Here is a 19,800-nt window from a genome sequence, read left to right as displayed (position 1 = left end):
TAAATAACTATAACTCAAAAAAATGACTTTAATAAAATCGATTTCAGGAATAAGAGGAACAATCGGTGGAAAGGTAGGAGATAACCTTACTCCTGTGGATGCTGTGAAATTTGCATCGGCTTACGGAACCTTTCTGAAAAATAATAGTCCAAAAGAAAAATTAACGGTGGTAATTGGTCGTGATGCCAGAATTTCCGGTCCAATGATTCATAATCTGGTGGTAAATACATTGATAGGATTAGGAATTGATGTAATTGATCTTGGACTTTCTACAACGCCAACTGTAGAAATTGCTGTGCCATTAGAAAAGGCTGATGGTGGAATTATCCTAACAGCTTCTCATAACCCAAAACAATGGAACGCATTGAAATTATTAAATGAAAAAGGAGAGTTTTTAAGTGGTGCTGAAGGTGCAAAAATCCTTGAAATTGCAGATGCTGAAGCTTTCGATTTTTCTGATGTGGATAGTTTAGGTGAAATTACAATAAATGATGCTTACATGGATATTCATATTGATGAAGTACTGAATTTGCCATTGGTGGATGTTGAAGTTGTTAAAGCTGCTAAATTTAAAGTTGTTGTTGATGGGGTAAATTCCTCCGGAGGAATCATTATTCCAAAACTATTAGAATTAATGGGGGTTGAAGTCGTAAAATTATATTGCGAACCAAACGGACATTTCCCTCATAATCCGGAACCATTAAAAGAACATTTGACCGATATCTCTGAATTAGTTGTAAAAGAAAATGCTCATTTAGGAATTGTAGTAGACCCCGACGTTGATCGATTAGCTTTTATTAGTGAAGACGGGGAAATGTTTGGAGAAGAATATACTTTAGTAGCTTGTGCAGATTATGTTTTAAGTAAAACTCCTGGAAATACGGTTTCAAATATGTCATCCTCTCGTGCGTTAAGAGATGTAACCGTTGGGCATAATGGAAATTATGAAGCTAGTGCAGTAGGTGAGGTGAATGTTGTAGAATTGATGAAGAAAAATAATGCTATTATTGGCGGAGAAGGAAATGGTGGAATTATTTATCCGGAATCACATTATGGAAGAGACAGTTTGGTTGGAGTAGCTTTATTTTTAACACATTTGGCAAATAAAAATATGTCAGTTTCTGCATTGCGTGCTTCATATCCGGAATATTATATGAGCAAAAATAAAATTGAACTGACACCACAAATTGATGTCGATGCAATTTTAGTAGCTATGACTGATAAATATAAAAACGAAGATATTTCAACGATTGACGGTGTGAAAATTGATTTCGCAACAGAATGGGTTCATTTAAGAAAATCAAATACAGAACCTATTATTCGTATATATACAGAAGCCCCTTCTCAGGAAAAAGCAGATGTTTTAGCACTTCGAATTATAGATGAAATAAAAGCAATTGCTGGTATTTAAAAATTAATATTACTTGTATAAAACAAAAAAGTTTGATGAGATAATCATCAAACTTTTTTTTTATTTTAAAATTGAATTTTTTTAATATTTTTTAACCTTGCTCAGAGCGGTTTTGTAATTTTCGTTTACTTTTTCCCAATTGATTAATTTGTAAAAAGCATCGATATAACTTCCTTTTCTGTTCTGATAATCCAGATAATACGAATGTTCCCATAAGTCTATCCCTAAAATTGGGGTCCCTGGTATCAACGCATTCCTCATTAAAGGATTATCCTGATTTTCTGTAGTTGTAATTTGTAATTTTCCGGCCTTATCAACAACCAGCCAAACCCATCCTGAACCGAATTGTTTAGTAGCCTCATGTTTAAATTGAGTTGTAAGGTTGTTAAAAGATCCAAATTCTTTATTAATTGAACCTGCCAAAGTATCTTTGGGAGTTTGCTCTTTTGGTGTTAAAATATCAAAATAAAGAGTATGATTGTAATAACCGCCTGCATTTTGACGAAGTTTTGCATTGTTCATATCCATTTTTTTCAGAATATCTTCAATGGAAGCATTTTCAAATTCGGTAGAGGCAATTTCTTTATTTAAATTATTGGTATACGTTAAATAATGTTTGGAATAATGAGTTTCTAAAGTTAATGATCGTATAGCAGGGGCCAAGGCATCATAGCCAAAAGGTAATTTTGTCAAAGCAAAAGAACCTTCATCAGCTTTTACATCTGCAGGGGTTCCAATTGTAATTTTTTCTTCCTTTGTTGGTAAAGGAACTTCAACAACTTCGGTTAGCTTATTGTCATTACAGGAAAATAACATCAGTAATGAAGCTGTGAAAGTAAAACAGATTATGTTTTTCTTCATAATTTAATTATTTTGATGTTAGCGAATTGATTATGTCAATATAATTCTCTTTTGCTTCTTCAATTGAAATATGACTAATTTGCATCCATGCATTTGTTTTGAATGCATCTCGCAAATCAAAATTTTCAGTTTGATTGTAAATAGCAGTTCCAAATGTAGCCTGTTTATAAAAGGCATATAGTCTTAACTGCACATCTTGAGGCAGGGAGGCTTGAGTCATTTTCATAGCGATTTCTACAGCCTCAGAAAAACGGGTATCTAAATCTTTTTTAGTCATTTAAGCTTTTGTAGCTATAATAGTTTTACCTCCAATAGCTTTCTGGTTCAATACTACGTTAATTGGTGTGCCTAAAGGTAAAAATAAATCTACTCTTGAACCAAATTTAATAAAGCCTGCATCTGTTCCCTGTATAACCTGAGTTCCTTCCTTAGCATAATTTACAATTCTGCGTGCCAATGCACCGGCAATTTGCCGGTAAAGTATTTGTCCAAATGTGTCGTTTTCAATTACAACAGTGGTTCTTTCGTTCTCTTCGCTTGCTTTTGGATGCCAGGCAACTAAAAACTTTCCAGGATGATACTTACTGAATTTTATGATACCATCCATTGCATAACGTGTAACGTGTACGTTGATAGGTGACATAAAAATAGAAACCTGTAGACGTTTATCTTTAAAAAACTCACCTTCATAAACTTCTTCAATAACCACAACTTTTCCGTCTACCGGAGCAAGAATGTGATCACTATTTCTAATTGCAATTCTTTTAGGATTTCTAAAAAACTGCAAGATAATAATCAAAACTATCACACCAGCAATTTGTACAAGCATTCTTAGCCATGTAATATCAATGAATTTGTCAGCAATTAAAAGTACGGCAACTGCGAAAACAGTACCTAATAAAATGGATGGGCCACCTTCTTTATGAAACATAATATAAAATTTGATAAAATAAAAATATAACTGGTGCTACAAATATAACACTATCTAATCGATCTAGAACACCTCCGTGCCCGGGCATTATTGCTCCACTGTCTTTTACGCCTGCAATTCTTTTAAATTTTGATTCAATCAAATCTCCTGTTGTACCAAAGATACTAACAATTAAGGCAATAATCATCCAGATTAAAATAGATTTATTACTGAATTCTGGATTGGGCTGAATATAAAATTTTGAAATTAAAAAACCTGCAAAAGATGCAAAAAGAGTTCCTCCAAGAAATCCTTCTATGGTCTTTTTAGGAGAAATACGTTCAAAAAGTTTGTGTTTCCCAATAGATTTTCCAACTAAATAGGCAAATGTGTCATTGGTCCAGATTAGAATAAATAAACCTATAATAATTTTGGGGTTATAATCATTAGCACCAAAAGAAATTTTAACGATGAATACAAAAGGAAGCGTAATATATCCCAACAAGTATAAATATTTTGAAGAAATACTTATTTTTTGTACACTATCATAAAATAAAAATAAAATGCATTTAATTGATATAACAATAGTTACAGCAAGAAGTATTAAATCTAATTGCTGAATATTGGTATTTAAATTTAATGTGTCATTAAAAAATGCAGTAGTCTGTTTGTTATAATGACTAACCAATATAATAACTGTGTATAATAAAATTCCAAAAATAATTGAAAACACTTTACCAAGGTTAACTAAATTGCAAAATTCGTAAATAGCAATAATTAAAAAAATGCCAAAAAGAATAATAAAGCTTTCGGTAGAAAACAGAATTGAAGTTAGTAATAAAGCGATATAAACAGCACCAGAAATGGTTCTCTTGAGTGTTTCATTCATCTTAAAGATCTTCTAAGAGCAATAAGTATAAATTTTTGGCAACACTCCCGTATTGTGTAAAATCTTCCTCTTTTGCTTTTTCGAAATATTTTATTGTGGTAATATTAGTAGGATAATCTCTTTCGTATTTTCTTTTAATAGCACTTAAGCCATCGCTTTTCATGGGCAGGATTTGGCTGGTAGTTGCTATAATAACAATATTTGCCGGAAGCTCATTTGGTTTGTTTTGTCTAATTTGTTTTGATGAAAATAAAATCGAACCTTCATCAGCAATAAGGTTTTCACAAGAAGCCAGTAAGAATTTTGGATTTTTAGGTGAAATATAAAGTAGTTTATTTTCTTCCAACAAATGAAAGAGACTTGGTTCATAACATAAAGCTTCACTTTCAAACCAGTCATTTTCTTCTAATATATTTTCAAGTTGCTCTTCAATTTCTTGTTTGTTTTCACAATATAAAAATTTCCCGCCATTTTTTTTAAAATTAAAAATAAATTGTTCATCTATTGATAAATGACTGTTTGGAGTTGGGTTGTTTCCATACTCACTCTCATTTTCTTCATCAGATGCAGCATTGGAAGAGCCAAATATTTTTTTGAAAAAACTCATTTTATATGAAATACTTTACATGTTAATTGAAAACGTTCAAAGATAAAAAAATCTTAATTCAAAAGAGGTTTTTGAATTAAGATTTTGAAAAATATTAAATATTTCGTTGAAATTTATGAAACTACTTCGCCTAAATTTTTATCAAAAGTACGTTTTCCAAAAATAGTTTCTAAGTCATCCTTAAAAATCACTTCTTTTTCAATCAATATATCTGCAAGTTGGTTTAGCTTATCTTTGTTATCCTCTAAAATTTGAATAGCTCTTTGGTATTGCCCTTCAATTAATTCTGAAATTTCAGCATCAATAATTTTTGCAGTTTCATCAGAATATGGTTTAGAGAAGTTGTATTCACTCTGTCCGGTTGAATCGTAATAAGTAACGTTACCAATTTTGTCATTCAAACCATAAATTGTTACCATAGCACGCGCCTGACGTGTAACTTTTTCTAAATCGCTTAATGCTCCGGTAGAAATTCTGTCAAAAGTTACTTTTTCAGCCGCTCTTCCTCCCATGGTAGCACACATTTCGTCTAACATTTGGTCAGTTCTAACGATTTGTCTTTCTTCAGGTAAGTACCATGCAGCTCCTAAACTTTGTCCACGAGGAACGATAGTTACTTTGATTAATGGAGCAGCGTGTTCTAACATCCAGCTAACAGTAGCGTGACCTGCTTCATGAATTGCAATTGCTCTTTTTTCTTCAGGAGTAATAATTTTATTTTTCTTTTCAAGACCGCCTATGATTCTGTCGACAGCATCTAAGAAATCTTGTCTGTCTACTGCTGCTTTGTTATTACGGGCAGCAATTAAGGCTGCTTCGTTACAAACATTTGCAATGTCAGCACCTGAGAATCCTGGAGTTTGTTTGGCTAAGAAATCTAGATCAAGACCTTCAACTTTTTTTATAGGTTTTAAGTGTACCTGAAAAATTTCAGCTCTTTCGCGGATGTCTGGTAAGTCAACAAAAATTTGTCTGTCAAAGCGACCTGCACGCATTAATGCTTTGTCTAATACGTCTGCTCTATTGGTTGCTGCCAAAACGATTACGTTAGAGTTTGTTCCAAAACCATCCATTTCTGTTAGTAATTGGTTCAATGTATTTTCTCTTTCGTCATTTCCTCCAGACATATTACTTTTTCCTCTTGCTCTACCAACAGCATCAATTTCGTCAATAAAAATGATAGCAGGAGATTTTTCCTTTGCTTGTTTGAATAAGTCACGAACACGTGAAGCACCAACTCCAACGAACATTTCCACAAAATCAGAACCTGATAATGAGAAAAATGGTACCTGAGCTTCACCAGCAACAGCTTTTGCAAGCAATGTTTTACCAGTTCCCGGAGGTCCTACAAGTAAAGCTCCTTTTGGAATCTTGCCTCCAAGATTAGTGTATTTTTCAGGGTTTTTAAGAAATTCTACAATTTCCTGAATTTCTTCTTTTGCCCCTTCTAAACCGGCAACATCTTTAAATGTTGTTTTGATGTCTGTTTTTTCGTCAAACAGTTTAGCTTTCGATTTTCCTATGTTGAAAATTTGTCCACCACCACCACTAGCTCCGCCTGACATTTTACGCATAATAAAAATCCAAACACCAATGATGATAATGATAGGAAGTAAGCTAACTAAGATGTCACTCCAGTTGCTTGCCTCTTTAAAATCATAGTCAACTAATTTTTTTTCTGATTTAGCTTTATCAAGTTTCTCCTGAAAAGATTTCAGATCACCAAATTTCGTAGTGTAGTGAGGACCTTTATTAGGTCTGTTAAACATATCTTTGGCTACTTTTTTATTTGCAGGATCTTTTAATGCCGCATCAGAAAGATAAATTTCAGCATCTTTATTATTGAAAATGATAACATTTTTAATTTGCCCTTTAGACAGCATATTATCAATATCAGACGATTTTAATTGAGCTGGTTCGCTTATATTAGAACCTCCTGTTGCAAAACTTATAAATAAAAAAACCAGAAGTATTGCGGTGTATATTAACCAGGGACTTATTTTAAATTTACTCGGATTTGGATTATTATCTTTAGCCATTAGAGAAAGTTTCTTTTAGTATTTATTTTCGATTGTAGTTATTTTGGCGTCACCCCAAAGGCTTTCGATGTTGTAATATTCGCGAATATGCTTCTGGAAAACATGTACTACGATATGTACATAATCCATAAGAACCCATTCGGCATTATCGGTTCCTTCTACATGCCAGGGTTTATCTTTTAAATCTTTAGATACTGTTTTTTGGATTGAGTTTACTATGGCATTAACCTGAGTGTTTGAACTTCCGTTGCAAATTACAAAATAGTCACAAACTGCCGTATCTATTTCCCTTAAGTCAAGAATATCGATATCATTTCCTTTTACTTCTTCAATCCCTTTGATTATGTTCGCCAACAGAACATCATTATTAATAGTCTTTTTCGCCATGAATTATTTATATGAATTTGTAAAGTTACCAAAATTTGTGATTATTTTTGAACCTTAACAAAATATTAAATTAAGTTATTAAATTATTTAGATGAAACTAATCAAACTCGATGCCATAGATTCTACGAATGACTTTCTTAAGGCATTATCAAGCCACGACGAACTGGATAATTTTACAGTGGTAACAGCTGAAAATCAGACAAAAGGAAAGGGGCAGATGGGCTCTAAATGGGAGTCGGAATCAGGTAAAAACTTAATTATGAGTGTTTTGGTAAAGGATTTTTTGTATGACAACGAACAGGTTTTTAATATAAGTATTATAGTTTCATTAGCTGTAATTAAAACGTTAAAAGAACTTGATATTCCTGATTTAAGTATAAAATGGCCTAACGACATTATGTCATACAACAAGAAAATAGGTGGCATACTTATCGAAAATACAATCAAAAGTGATGGCAGAATCGTGTCAGTAGTTGGATTAGGTTTAAATGTTAATCAGGTAAATTTTGAATTTTTACCAAACGCTTCATCCATGGCAGTTATTTCTGGAAAATCATACGATAAAGATGTTTTGCCGGAACTAATTGTTGAAAAAATCCAGCAAAAGATAGAATCCTGGCAAACAAAATCCACTGATTTTTGGAAAAAATATTACAATACGTTATTCAGAAAAGGTGTTCCGATGCCTTTTAAAAACCTTCAAAATCAAAACTTCATGGGAATTATTCAGGGAGTTTCATCTGTTGGTAAGTTACAGGTTTTACTTGAAGATGATTCGGTTTCAGAATTTGATATTAAGGAAATACAGATGCTTTATTAGAGAAAGTAATCATATAAAGCATACCCTTTTTTAGGTAGTTTTTTTATAGCAAAAGCCTGATTTACAATCAGGCTTTTTAATTTTATAATATTACAGAATAGCCTAATAATTCATAATTTAGTCATATTATTTGCTAAAGTTTCAATAAACTTACTTATAGGTCCTTTAATCATCATTGCCATCATAGCATTAAATTCTCCTTCAAAAAATAACTGAACAGCACTTTCTGAATCAGAAATACTATCAATATTTGAAACTAAAGTAAAAGGAAGTTTATCGCTTGCAGCCCCTAAAACAATTTTGTTTGGTGCCACTTTTTCTTTCATTTTAAGTTTTATCTCCGGCATTCCTTTTAGTCCAAAAATAAAAGCGTCTTCGCCAATTACTTCAAATTTAGCAATATTATCCGGCATTAATTTTTCAAAATTCTTTACATCAGACAGCAAATCAAATAATTCCTGAGCTGATTTCTGTACATTAACTTTTGGACTTTCTAAGTTCATATATTTTTATTTAAATAAAATTCTAATTATAAATCTAAATCAATAATCTAAATTTATTGTTGCCCCCAGGTTGACGGAATTTCATTCCACTCCAGCAAAGCAGATTGTTGGTCTTCGGTAATATATTGTTTTTCTACGGCTAAGTTTAGTAAATTTTCATAATTACTTAGCGTATATAAGTCAATGTTTGCATTCTTGAAGTTTTCCTGGGCAACACCAAAGCCGTAGGTGAAAATTGCTGCCATGCCTTTAATATTAGCACCTTCATTGCGTAAAGCCTCTACAGCCATAAGACTGCTGTTTCCTGTGCTGATTAAATCTTCAACAACAACAACATTCTGACCTTTTTGTAAAAATCCTTCAACCTGATTTTGTCTTCCGTGTTTTTTGGGTTCCGGGCGTACATATACAAACGGTAATCCAAGGCTTTCGGCAACAAGAATTCCAATTCCAATAGCTCCGGTTGCAACTCCGGCAATAACATCTGGCTTACCAAATTGTTTCTCTATATTCTTTGCAAATTCATCGCGAACATAATTTCGGATGATAGGAAATGAAAGAATTAACCTATTATCGCAATAAATAGGTGATTTCCATCCTGAAGCCCATGTAAAAGGATTTTCTGGATTCAATTTAATTGCATTTATTTGCAAAAGCAATTCTGCTGTTTTTTCGGCGGTATCTTTATTAAAAATCATAGTACAAATGTATAAAGTTTTTGTGAACGACAAACCACTTTTTTTGACAAATGAAATCTCAAGAGAGACTAATTTTCAATTATTCTTGTTAGAAAGTATTGATATCGAGCAGCTTATTGTGAAAATATTTCAAAATAAAATTCAGAAAGCTTATTTGTATCATCCTGATGAAAAGGAAATAATGAAAACTTTGAAAGCTAAAATACCGGTTAATAAAGCTGGTGGTGGATTAGTCTATAATAAAAAAGGAGAAGTTTTATTTATTTTTAGAAACGGGAAATGGGATTTGCCAAAGGGCGGAACTGAAAAAGGAGAGGAAATTGAAGATACTGCCATGCGCGAAGTTGAAGAAGAGACAGGTGTTGGCAAACTCAGAATTACAAATAAACTCCAAAAAACCTATCATGTTTTTAAACGTAACGGAAAATACAAACTAAAAATAACGCATTGGTTCGAAATGCACACTGATTTTGAGGGGACTCCACAAGGACAGCTTGAAGAAGGTATCGAAAAAGTAGCCTGGCTAAATCCAGAGCAAATCAAAGAAGCACTTGCCAACTCCTACGAAAACATTAAATTGTTGTTTGAAGAGGAGCAAAATCCAATATTTAAAATTCCAAATTCCAATTAATTGGGAGATTTTATTTTTTTTAAGTCGGAATTTAGATTTTAAAAGAAATTTAATTATCAGGGCGTGCCACCATTTAGCAAAAGACCCAATCAACTTTGCGTTCATTGGGTCTTTTGCTAAATGCTGTCGGGCTATCCGCGCTACTTCGGTAGCTTGCTTCTATCCCTCACGCAAAAAACGAAACGCGAACTCATATCGAAAATAACCTTAGTACCTAAGTATCTTAGCATCTTAGAACCTTAAATTTTATTCAGCTCCGCTACATTAATCCATCCTTTTGAAGTCTTTTTTCCAAAATATGTACAAAAAGCTTTTCCGTTTTCAATTTTATCAATGCAGACCGCATCGCCTTTTACAAGATATATTTTTGACGGATTTTGGTCTGATTTATTCTTATAAAAATAAGCTTTTACTTTATCTACATATCGAATCTGAATCCAATTGGATTTCTTTTCTAAATCAAACTTCGGATTCTCTACAAAATGCATTACGTTCCAACAACCGCCATGTTCTTCCGGAAGTTTTATTTTGATGGTTTTGTTGTTTACAATTTCAACTGTTCCTAAAATCAAATCTTCTTTTTTGTCTTCGGGATAATAGGTTTTAACGTTGAATTTATTTCCTGTTACTTTTCCTTCGATATAAAAAATACAAGAGAATTGAGAATTCTGTGTTTGTTCATCCCAGCCTGTATAACTTTCAAAATAACCTGTCAGCAGGTTTTTAGAGGCGTCATACGAAAGTTTCAAACCCATTTCGTATTCGCCAGAAATTACTTTTTGTCCGAAGAATAAGTTTGATGATGTTAATAAGAGAATTAAAAAAAGATTTTTCATGCTGTTTTTTTACTAAGATTTATGATTCTTCAAATGTTTAATATAATTATCGAGTAGACTTTGTATTTGCTGACTTGCCACAGGATTTGCAGAATGTACGTAAAAGTTTAAATCTCTTAAGTCTATCCCGGAATCGTAAACCAGCCATTTCGCACAAGCATAACCATCTTCGGCAATGAGATCGTTTTCATCAAGTCCTAAATCATTATCAAAACTTATATATTTAGGAAGCCCTTTTTCGAGAATTACTTTTTTAAAATCATGAAAATTTCTAACGATTACAAAATCGTCATCTGTGAGGTCTTTGTAAACCATTTTGACATCTCGTAAATCGTCTAGAAAAAGTTTGTAAGACATAGTTTTGCGGTTTAAGAAGACTCAAATATAAAAATACAAATCAATATTTTTCATGCTGATTATTTTATATCTCAAAAATCGTACTTTTGTGAGATAAGCCATAAGTAAAATAGAATAAATGATTCTAATTATTTTGCTTATATTGTATTTATAAAAATTGTTTTTACAGATTGCTTTTTATTACTCTTACACTTATCTTTGAATTATGAGCACACTAACAAAACCAAATCACATAGGACGAAAAATAAGCCGAATTCGTGAACTTAGAGACATGAAGCAAGAAGCTTTGGCGCAAGCTTTAGGAACAAACCAACAAGCTATATCTGCTTTGGAAAATAGTGAAACTATAGATGATGAAAAACTTGCTCCAATTGCAAAAGCTTTGGGAGTAACTGTAGAAGCTATAAAGAATTTTTCAGATGAAGCTGCTATTAATTATTTTAATAGTTTCACAGATAATAGTGCTGGAACTTTTAACAACCACTGTACTTTCAATCCATTAGACAAATTGATTGAATCTTACGAAGAAAATAAAAAGCTTTATGAACGTTTAGTTCAGGCTGAAAAAGAGAAAGTTGAGTTTTTAGAGAAAATATTGAAAGATAAATAATCATTTATACAACACGTTATAGTTTAAAAAAGCCTAATGAATATATTATTAGGCTTTTTTTAATTCCTGTTTGGTTTTATGTTTTTTGTTGATGTGAGTGCCTAACTCTTGATTATCGATAATATTAATTGAGTTGTTTTAAAGATTTTATTGTGGATTGGTAGTCTTTGAAGGCCTTGCCAAACTCTTCTGTAAATTCATAATTACTAAATTCGTATTCTTCATTTAATCCAGTATTTGTTCTAAGCTTAATTTCTCCGTATTTGACAACAGGAATTTGATAATTACCTTTAAATCTTTTATCTGGAGTTCCATTTTTATTCACTTTCGCCCAGGTTCGATCAATTATTTTTGAATCTTTTGGGATAGCTCCAGTTTCAGTAAACCTGACATAACTTTGATTAAAAGTAATTTCATCTATCCCGATTAAAGCAAAATTCGAGTTGTTTGAATACATAACTATAAAACTCGGATAAAAATACAGATCCGCACCATTTGCATTCTCAAAATACAAAGCATTGTAATCTGATTTTATATCAGGAAGTGATTTGATAGAAAATCTCACCTCTCTTTTTTTGACTATTGTACTGGCTGATGATCTGGTCGCAACTCTATCCTGAAAATGAGCACTTGTAACATCCCAAATTTTTTGCGAGGTTGTAAGCTTTTTAAATGCTCCTACAAGAGCTCTGTATTGTTCTCTAATTTCAGGTTCAAATTCTATATCAAGTTTGACAAAGCAGTTTTCTATTTGCTCTTTAGCTTGTTTTATCGCTTCTTTTTTTGCTTTAATATCAATTCTAATATTGTCTGGAATATTTTTTTTAATTAATCCATACACTAAGAAATAACTTAAGCTTAGTTTTAATTTTGAAGAACTCAAAGAAGTTTGAATTTTTAACAAATCCTTTTTTAAATCTTTTCTTTGTCGATTAGCTAAAAGAATTGCTTCTTTAACTCCTTGCATATTCTGACTTGTTATTTCATGAATATCTGAACTAAAAATATTGTCAGAAAGATCTAAAGGTTCTTGAATTTCGGGTCTCATGTTATTGACTGGATTAGATAATCTATGTCGATTACTAATTCCTAAAACAGGAATGTTTGTATTTAAATAATTTCCCGAACTTCCCAAAGTAATGCTGGCTCCTTTAACTCCAATGGAAGTACTGATGCCACTTTTACTTAAATTCAGGTGAACTCCTGGTATAATTTTAATACGTTTACGAAAACTCCAAGCCATAATTTTTTTATTTTTGAATTAATGAATATTCAAAAATAAAGACATATAAAATTTAAAAATTACGGAAATCCATAATAGCTTGAATTTCAATAATTATATCAATTTTACTAGAACTTTACATATAAAAAAAATCGTTCGCGAAACTGGATTTTTTATTCGCATTTCAACCTGAAACCTGAAACAAAAAAACCTGAAACAAATTTTCCCTACTTTTGCAAAATGAATAAAAAACACCATTCCAACAACATACTTTCGAATTTAGGAATTCAGAGCCTAAACGAAATGCAGGAAATGGCACAAGATGCTATTTTAAACGAAAACAATGTTTTATTGCTTTCTCCAACCGGTTCCGGGAAGACACTGGCTTTCTTGCTTCCTGTTTTAGAACTATTACAGCCTGAAATTTTATCAGTACAGTGTCTGATTTTGGTGCCGTCCCGAGAGCTTGGATTACAGATTGAACAAGTTTGGAAAAAGATGGGGACGCAATACAAAGTTAATATTTGCTATGGCGGACATTCAATCGATACTGAAATTAAAAATTTAAGTAATCCGCCGGCGGTTTTGATTGGAACTCCCGGAAGAATTGCAGATCATATTGACAGGCAAACTTTTAGGACAGATAAAATTCAGACTTTAATTTTAGATGAATTTGATAAGTCACTTCAATTGGGATTTCATGAGCAAATGTCATATATAATTGGAAAACTTACGAAACTGAACAAACGTGTTTTAGTTTCCGCTACTTCAGATATTGAGATTCCAAAGTATACAAGAGTAGTTGATCCCACCGTTTTGGATTTCATTCCGGAAGAAGAAGAAAAAGCGAATCTTTCGATAAAGATGGTAGTTTCGCCTATAAAAGATAAACTGGAAAGCTTATTCAAGCTGATTTGCTCCTTAAAATCGGAGTCTGCTATTATATTTTGCAATCATCGTGATGCGGCAGAACGTATCAGTGATACTTTAAACGAAAAAGGAATTTATTCGGTTTATTATCACGGCGGAATGGATCAGGATGAGCGTGAGCGTGCTCTCATTCAGTTTAGAAACGGAAGCATGAGTTACTTAATTACAACTGATCTGGCAGCCCGTGGTTTAGATATTCCGGAGATGAAACATGTAATTCATTATCATTTGCCATTAAAAGAAGATGAGTTTACGCATCGAAATGGTCGTACAGCGCGTATGCAGGCTCCTGGAACAGCATATATTATTGTACATGAAAGTGAAAAACAATTAGATTACATTGACTATGAAATGGAAATTCTAAGAGTTGAAGATGAAATCAATTTGCCAAAACCTCCACAATTTCAAACCATTTACATTAGTGGCGGAAAAAAAACGAAATTGAATAAAATTGACATTGTAGGATTCTTTTCTCAAAAAGGTAAACTCGAGAAAGACGATTTGGGTTTGATTGAAGTGAAAGATTTTATTTCGTTTGCAGCAGTAAAATACAATAAAGTGAAAGACTTGCTTAAAAATGTAAAAGAGGAGAAGATGAAAGGGAAGAAATTTAAGATTGAAGTTGCCAGAAAAGTAGTAAAAAAAGAGGAGGAAAGATGATTTTATGAGAATTTTTTAGACCTTGATTAAAAAAAATGTCGAATAAAAGAATTTTATTTTTTATGTAATTTATTGATTATTAAATATTTGTGATTTTTTTGTTTTTGATTTAAATAGTTTTGCATAAAATTCACAATTTAATGTTAACCAATGCTTAGATTTAGAAGTAATTTTTCATAATTTCGGCGATTATTAATAGTAGTAAAAATTAACCCCAAATTCATTATGAAAAAGATTATTACCCTTGCCATTTTATTCTTTAGTTTTGTTTCAGTTGCACAGATCAAAGTTCTTGAAACTGTACCGGTTGAAAAATTAGGAAAAGTAAATAACAATTATATTCAAAAAATTGGAGATGAATACACTGTTTACTATACTAGTATTGTGAGTGATGATGATGATTCTTCAAGCTTAAGAAAATTCTCTTTCAAAAACGTTAATAACGATTATACAAGTCTTTACAATATTATTATGAATGGTTTTAATGCTACTCCATTATATGATATTAAATTAGAGTTGCCTAATAATTACATTTGGTTGCATTATACAGGAAGTACTCTTCCGGAAAAATCTACTGTTCAGTTTATGGTTTCAAGCAAAGATGCTTCTTCAGGTTCAAGCAATGTTTCTGAGCCTTTAGTGAAAGATCAGATCAATAAATTATTTCAAAAATAATTTATTAAAAATATAGAACAAAAACGGCTATTCAGACTTTGAATAGCCGTTTTTGTATTTAGAGCTTATTTTCTAAAATTCTTATGATTATGTTTTCGCTTGTAATGAGTTTGTTTTAAGAGCTTTTTGTCTTCAGAAATAACACTTATCGTACCATCCATTTCTAACATACAAAGTTTTACATCTGTAAAATGCTCCAAACCATGTTCTCGCATAGCTTCTTTCAACTCGTTGTTAGAAATATCTAATTTGCTTAAAGTTTTAAAATCTAACTTTCCATCATGAATTAAGACTTCTGGTTTGTCTAAAAGTAAATCATTAAGAATTTTGTATTTGTGTGTCAGTTTTTTGATTATAAAATTAATTACAAATAAAACCAAAGCAGCAACCAAACCTCCCCAGAGACTTGTATCCGGACCAACCATTGCATTTTGAACCGAATTGCTAATTAGTAAAATCAGGATAATGTCAGCGGTATTTAGCTGAGAAAGTTCTTTTTTGCCGAATATTCGCAAAGCAATTGTCATAAAAAAATAGACGGCTGCACTTCTTAAAATGATATCTAAATAAGGGAAAAGCATATTTTTTATTTTAAAGTTTAAAAAAAGCTCCATCAATATTTTGATGAAGCTTTAAATATAAGATATTAATTAAAATTAGTAATTTGGAAAAACTGATTTAACGCTATAACTTAAAATTCTTTTCAATCGCCTTTATCATTTCTCCGGCAACATCCTTGTTTGTAGCGCCTTCGATTCCTTCGAGGCCAGGAGATGAATTTACTTCAAGTAATAAAGGACCTTTAGACGAACGAATAATGTCAACACCTGCTACTTTCAAATCCATTGCTTTTGCTGCTTTAATGGCGATCTTTTTTTCTTCTGATGTTACTTTTATTACAGAGGCAGTTCCTCCAAGGTGAATATTGGCTCTGAATTCGCCTGGCATGGCTTCTCGCTGAATGGCAGCAACCACTTTACCATCGATGACAAAACAACGAATATCTTTTCCGTTTGCTTCTTTAATGAATTCCTGGACTAAAATATTTGCATTTAGGCTTTTGAAGGCATTGATAACGCTTTCTGCTGCTTTTTTTGTTTCGGCCAATACAACGCCTTTTCCTTGTGTTCCTTCAAGTAATTTTACAATTAAAGGCGAACCTCCAACCATTTTAATTAAGTTGTCAGTATCTAAAGGCGAATTTGCAAAACCGGTTGTTGGAATATCAATACCACTGTTTAAAAGTAGTTGCAAAGAGTATAATTTATCTCGTGACTGCGTTATGGCGGTAGCCGAATTTAAAACAAAAACTTTCAGTGCTTCAAACTGACGTGTTAACGCACAGCCATAAAAAGTAATACTTGGTCTAATCCTGGGAATTATAGCATCAAATTGATTTAATATTTTTCCGCCTCTGTAATGAATCTCCGGAGTCTTTGCATCCAGTTTCATGTAACATTCTTTGATGTTCAAAAAATGCATTTCATGACCGCGCATTTCGCCTGCCTCCATAATTCTTTTATTGCTGTATAATTCAGGATTACTGGCAAGAAGTCCAATTCGTAAGCCTGAAGTTGCTTTTTCAGAGTTCTGGTATAGTTCTTTTAATGTTTCAGTAGAAGGCTGCCCCAACATATATTTTTCTTCAGGATCTACCAAGACACGCCCGCTCATAGCTTCTCTGCCTAAAAGCATACGGAAACCCATTGAATCGCGATTGGTCAATGTCATTTCGATTGGCCATTTTATTTCACCAAGTTTAATGCTGGTCTGAATTACATAACGATGTTCTCTGAAGCCGCTTGAACTTTTTACAATTCTTTTGTCGACCAAAGGAGCTTCACAATGAATTACGGTTTTAATATTATTCTGAATTGGATTAATGTCGAATTTTACCCAATTGGCATCATTTTTTATAAAAGGGGCTATGTTTATAGCGTGCATTGCAGAAGTTTTTGCACCGGAATCCACACGGGCCTTGATTGTAGGGATTCCCAAATCAGGAAATGCACACCATTCTTCACTACCTAAAATGACTTTGTTTTGAAGCATATATTGTTTTTTATTGTAGAAATTTAATATTCAAAAATAGCTATTTGCATTTATTAAAGATAGTGATTTACCTAAAAAAAACACCCGTTATGTTATGAAAACGTAACGGGTGTGTTATTTCTGTTATAAATTTAAACTACTTTATTGATTAGTCGGCTCTTCTGCTTTGTGAATTTCTACTGAAAGTTCCTGAGAGTCATCTTTTAAATCCATTACGATTTCATCACCTGAATGTATTTTTGAAGTGATAATTTCTTCAGCTAATAAATCTTCAACATATTTTTGAATTGCTCTTTTTAGAGGTCTTGCGCCAAATTGTCTGTCAAAACCTTTTTCAGCAATAAATGCTTTAGCTTTGTCAGTTAAGTTTAAATTGTAGCCAAGTTCTGAAATACGAGCGTATAATTTTTTAAGCTCAATTTCAATAATAAGATCAATGTCAGCTTTTTCTAATGCGTTAAATACGATTACGTCATCAATTCTGTTTAAAAATTCCGGAGCAAAAGTTTTCTTCAAAGCATTTTCGATAATGCTTTTCGAATTTTCATCAGCCTGAGCTACTTTTGCAGCAGTTCCAAATCCGACACCCTGTCCAAAATCTTTTAACTGGCGTGCACCAACGTTAGATGTCATGATGATAATCGTATTTTTAAAATCGATTTTTCGACCTAAACTATCAGTCAAATAACCGTCATCCAAAACCTGAAGCATCATATTGAATACATCCGGATGTGCTTTTTCGATTTCGTCTAAAAGTACAACACAGTATGGTTTTCTACGAACTTTTTCAGTCAATTGACCTCCTTCTTCGTAACCAACATATCCCGGAGGCGCTCCAACTAAACGTGAGATCGCAAATTTTTCCATGTATTCGCTCATGTCGATACGAACTAACGCATCCTCAGAATCGAATAATTCCTTAGCTAAAACTTTTGCCAATTGTGTTTTACCAACTCCTGTCTGACCTAAGAAAATAAACGAACCAATTGGTTTGTTAGGATCTTTAAGTCCGGCTCTGTTACGTTGTATGGAACGTGCAATTTTTAAAACAGCATCATTTTGACCAATTACTTTGTTTTGAATCAATTCAGGTAATTTGGCTAGTTTGTTGCTTTCTGTTTGTGCAATTCGGTTTACTGGAATTCCGGTCATCATAGAAACAACATCAGCTACATTATCTTCTGTAACTTCAATTCTGTTGCTTTTAGAATCTTCTTCCCATTGTTCCTGTGCAAGAGCTAAATCTTTTTCAATACGTTTTTCATCATCACGAAGTTTGGCAGCTTCTTCATATTTTTGTTTTTTAACTACCATATTTTTGTTTTCACGAACTTCTTCCAGTTGACGTTCCAAATCAAGAATTTGTTTTGGAACATCAATGTTAGTAATGTGTACGCGAGAACCTGCTTCGTCAAGTGCATCAATAGCTTTGTCTGGTAAAAAACGTTCAGACATATATCTGTTTGTTAATTTAACACAGGCTTCAATGGCTTCTTGTGTGTAAGTTACATTATGATGATCTTCGTATTTGTCTTTTACGTTATTCAAAATTGCAATTGTTTCTTCAACAGAAGTTGGTTCTACAATTACTTTTTGGAAACGTCTTTCTAAAGCACCGTCTTTTTCAATATATTGTCTGTACTCATCAAGAGTTGTAGCGCCAATACATTGAATTTCTCCTCTTGCTAAAGCGGGTTTGAACATGTTTGAAGCATCAAGAGAACCAGTTGCTCCACCTGCGCCTACAATTGTGTGAATTTCATCAATAAAAAGAATGATATCATCATTTTTCTCAAGTTCATTCATTACAGCCTTCATTCTTTCTTCAAATTGACCGCGGTACTTTGTTCCGGCGACTAAGCTTGCAAGATCTAAAGTAACCACGCGTTTGTTGAAAAGTATACGAGATACTTTTTTCTGGATAATGCGCAAGGCTAATCCTTCTGCAATAGCAGATTTACCAACGCCAGGTTCTCCAATAAGGAGTGGGTTGTTCTTTTTTCTGCGGCTTAAAATTTGAGAAACACGTTCAATTTCTTTTTCGCGACCTACAACAGGATCAAGTTTTCCTTCCTCGGCCATTTCTGTTAAATCTCTCCCAAAATTATCTAATACAGGAGTTTTAGATTTTTTGTTTGACTTATTGGCTGGATTGTTGAAACTACTTTCTTTTAGACTGTCATCTTGTCCTGAATCATCATTATATGATTCGTTTTTTGGCAAGTTTTCTAAGAATTCTTCTTCGTTTGGAGTCATATTTAAATATTGTTCTTTAGCTATATCATAATCTATTTTCAGCTTATTCAATAACTTGGTTGTTGGATCATTTTCGTTTCGTAAGATACATAAAAGCAGGTGCGCCGTGCTTATTGATGAACTTTGAAATACTTTAGCTTCTAAGAAAGTTGTCTTCAGGGCTCTTTCGGCCTGTCGGGTAAGATGAAGATTCTTCTTTTCTGTATTTACTTCAACGCTCTGGTTGGCTGGACTCAGTATTTCTACCTTCCTGCGTAAATGATCTAAATCGACTGCCAGGTTATTAAGAATATGAATAGCTTTTCCGTTACCATCTCTTAAAATGCCCAGCATTAGATGTTCAGTACCAATAAAGTCATGTCCTAGACGTAGGGCTTCTTCTTTACTGTATGTAATAACATCTTTTACTCTTGGTGAAAAATTATCATCCATAATATATAATTGGT

21 protein-coding genes are annotated in these 19,800 nt (G+C 32.6%); 6 read left to right on the top strand and 15 right to left on the bottom strand.

The window, feature by feature from the left end; genetic code table 11:
• The first annotated feature begins 22 nt into the window (after positions 1 to 22).
• On the top strand, positions 23 to 1,411 hold the full coding sequence (glmM, locus tag BXU10_RS20830) for a phosphoglucosamine mutase (RefSeq protein ID WP_078229418.1): 1,389 nt from the start codon (positions 23 to 25) through the stop codon (positions 1,409 to 1,411).
• 81 nt (positions 1,412 to 1,492) lie between these two features.
• Here glmM and BXU10_RS20825 read toward each other — a convergent pair whose 3' ends face one another.
• The 7 genes from BXU10_RS20825 to rsfS all read right to left on the bottom strand — a co-directional run bounded on the left by BXU10_RS20825 (position 1,493) and on the right by rsfS (position 7,104).
• Positions 1,493 to 2,272 carry a superoxide dismutase gene (locus BXU10_RS20825; protein ID WP_078229417.1) on the bottom strand — a complete coding sequence of 260 codons (780 nt, stop codon included), beginning with the start codon at positions 2,270 to 2,272 and terminating at the stop codon, positions 1,493 to 1,495.
• Between the two features lie 7 nt (positions 2,273 to 2,279).
• Positions 2,280 to 2,549, bottom strand: a complete 270-nt coding sequence (locus BXU10_RS20820) for an acyl-CoA-binding protein (RefSeq protein ID WP_031457264.1) — start codon at positions 2,547 to 2,549, stop codon at positions 2,280 to 2,282.
• Entirely contained in the window at positions 2,550 to 3,203 is a 654-nt protein-coding gene (locus BXU10_RS20815; protein ID WP_078229416.1) for a phosphatidylserine decarboxylase family protein, read from the bottom strand.
• Positions 3,193 to 4,071, bottom strand: coding sequence for a phosphatidate cytidylyltransferase (locus tag BXU10_RS20810; RefSeq protein WP_078229415.1), 879 nt, complete (start codon positions 4,069 to 4,071; stop codon positions 3,193 to 3,195). The genes BXU10_RS20815 and BXU10_RS20810 overlap by 11 nt, the downstream gene beginning before the upstream one ends.
• A gap of 1 nt (position 4,072) precedes the next feature.
• Complete coding sequence (locus BXU10_RS20805; RefSeq protein WP_078229414.1) at positions 4,073 to 4,678, bottom strand: lactate utilization protein B/C; 606 nt, start codon at positions 4,676 to 4,678, stop codon at positions 4,073 to 4,075.
• A gap of 113 nt (positions 4,679 to 4,791) precedes the next feature.
• Positions 4,792 to 6,717: an ATP-dependent zinc metalloprotease FtsH gene (ftsH, locus tag BXU10_RS20800; protein ID WP_078229413.1), complete on the bottom strand. Its 1,926-nt coding sequence runs from the start codon at positions 6,715 to 6,717 to the stop codon at positions 4,792 to 4,794.
• Between the two features lie 15 nt (positions 6,718 to 6,732).
• Entirely contained in the window at positions 6,733 to 7,104 is a 372-nt protein-coding gene (gene rsfS, locus BXU10_RS20795; RefSeq protein ID WP_007809313.1) for a ribosome silencing factor, read from the bottom strand.
• 91 nt (positions 7,105 to 7,195) lie between these two features.
• Here rsfS and BXU10_RS20790 point away from each other — a divergent pair, with 91 nt between their 5' ends.
• Positions 7,196 to 7,924: a biotin--[acetyl-CoA-carboxylase] ligase gene (locus BXU10_RS20790; protein ID WP_078229412.1), complete on the top strand. Its 729-nt coding sequence runs from the start codon at positions 7,196 to 7,198 to the stop codon at positions 7,922 to 7,924.
• A gap of 110 nt (positions 7,925 to 8,034) precedes the next feature.
• Here the strand turns inward: BXU10_RS20790 and BXU10_RS20785 are convergent, their stop codons facing one another.
• Both BXU10_RS20785 and pyrE read right to left on the bottom strand, forming a co-directional pair.
• Positions 8,035 to 8,427, bottom strand: coding sequence for a hypothetical protein (locus BXU10_RS20785; protein ID WP_031457271.1), 393 nt, complete (start codon positions 8,425 to 8,427; stop codon positions 8,035 to 8,037).
• Positions 8,428 to 8,480: 53 nt separating this feature from the next.
• Positions 8,481 to 9,125 carry an orotate phosphoribosyltransferase gene (pyrE, locus tag BXU10_RS20780; RefSeq protein WP_078229411.1) on the bottom strand — a complete coding sequence of 215 codons (645 nt, stop codon included), beginning with the start codon at positions 9,123 to 9,125 and terminating at the stop codon, positions 8,481 to 8,483.
• A 7-nt stretch (positions 9,126 to 9,132) separates the two neighbouring features.
• Here pyrE and BXU10_RS20775 point away from each other — a divergent pair, with 7 nt between their 5' ends.
• On the top strand, positions 9,133 to 9,756 hold the full coding sequence (locus BXU10_RS20775) for an NUDIX hydrolase (RefSeq protein WP_078229410.1): 624 nt from the start codon (positions 9,133 to 9,135) through the stop codon (positions 9,754 to 9,756).
• A 239-nt stretch (positions 9,757 to 9,995) separates the two neighbouring features.
• Here the strand turns inward: BXU10_RS20775 and BXU10_RS20770 are convergent, their stop codons facing one another.
• Together BXU10_RS20770 and BXU10_RS20765 are read right to left on the bottom strand one after the other, a co-directional pair.
• Positions 9,996 to 10,592 (bottom strand): hypothetical protein, encoded by a 597-nt coding sequence (locus tag BXU10_RS20770; protein WP_078229409.1) that lies wholly within the window; start codon positions 10,590 to 10,592, stop codon positions 9,996 to 9,998.
• A 12-nt stretch (positions 10,593 to 10,604) separates the two neighbouring features.
• Positions 10,605 to 10,949: a cyclic-phosphate processing receiver domain-containing protein gene (locus BXU10_RS20765; RefSeq protein ID WP_078229408.1), complete on the bottom strand. Its 345-nt coding sequence runs from the start codon at positions 10,947 to 10,949 to the stop codon at positions 10,605 to 10,607.
• Between the two features lie 205 nt (positions 10,950 to 11,154).
• On the opposite strand from BXU10_RS20765, the gene BXU10_RS20760 reads away from it, so the two are divergent.
• Complete coding sequence (locus BXU10_RS20760) at positions 11,155 to 11,559, top strand: helix-turn-helix domain-containing protein (protein WP_078229407.1); 405 nt, start codon at positions 11,155 to 11,157, stop codon at positions 11,557 to 11,559.
• 124 nt (positions 11,560 to 11,683) lie between these two features.
• Here BXU10_RS20760 and BXU10_RS20755 read toward each other — a convergent pair whose 3' ends face one another.
• Positions 11,684 to 12,802 carry a DUF4236 domain-containing protein gene (locus BXU10_RS20755; RefSeq protein ID WP_078229406.1) on the bottom strand — a complete coding sequence of 373 codons (1,119 nt, stop codon included), beginning with the start codon at positions 12,800 to 12,802 and terminating at the stop codon, positions 11,684 to 11,686.
• A 219-nt stretch (positions 12,803 to 13,021) separates the two neighbouring features.
• Between BXU10_RS20755 and BXU10_RS20750 the strand changes: the two genes are divergently transcribed.
• Entirely contained in the window at positions 13,022 to 14,371 is a 1,350-nt protein-coding gene (locus BXU10_RS20750; protein ID WP_078229405.1) for a DEAD/DEAH box helicase, read from the top strand.
• 225 nt (positions 14,372 to 14,596) lie between these two features.
• Positions 14,597 to 15,046, top strand: coding sequence for a hypothetical protein (locus BXU10_RS20745; protein WP_031457282.1), 450 nt, complete (start codon positions 14,597 to 14,599; stop codon positions 15,044 to 15,046).
• Positions 15,047 to 15,111: 65 nt separating this feature from the next.
• On the opposite strand, the gene BXU10_RS20740 is transcribed toward BXU10_RS20745, so the two are convergent.
• The 3 genes from BXU10_RS20740 to BXU10_RS20730 all read right to left on the bottom strand — a co-directional run bounded on the left by BXU10_RS20740 (position 15,112) and on the right by BXU10_RS20730 (position 19,786).
• Positions 15,112 to 15,627, bottom strand: a complete 516-nt coding sequence (locus BXU10_RS20740) for a DUF421 domain-containing protein (protein WP_078229501.1) — start codon at positions 15,625 to 15,627, stop codon at positions 15,112 to 15,114.
• A gap of 103 nt (positions 15,628 to 15,730) precedes the next feature.
• Positions 15,731 to 17,098 carry a 30S ribosomal protein S6--L-glutamate ligase gene (rimK, locus tag BXU10_RS20735; RefSeq protein ID WP_078229404.1) on the bottom strand — a complete coding sequence of 456 codons (1,368 nt, stop codon included), beginning with the start codon at positions 17,096 to 17,098 and terminating at the stop codon, positions 15,731 to 15,733.
• 141 nt (positions 17,099 to 17,239) lie between these two features.
• Positions 17,240 to 19,786, bottom strand: a complete 2,547-nt coding sequence (locus tag BXU10_RS20730) for an ATP-dependent Clp protease ATP-binding subunit (protein WP_078229403.1) — start codon at positions 19,784 to 19,786, stop codon at positions 17,240 to 17,242.
• Between the last annotated feature and the right edge of the window lie 14 nt (positions 19,787 to 19,800).

The organism is Flavobacterium sp. LM4 (assembly GCF_002017935.1).
Classification (GTDB): domain Bacteria; phylum Bacteroidota; class Bacteroidia; order Flavobacteriales; family Flavobacteriaceae; genus Flavobacterium; species Flavobacterium chungangense.
The sequence above is the reverse complement of the archived record's forward strand: the minus strand, read 5'-3'. Positions and strand labels throughout refer to the sequence as shown.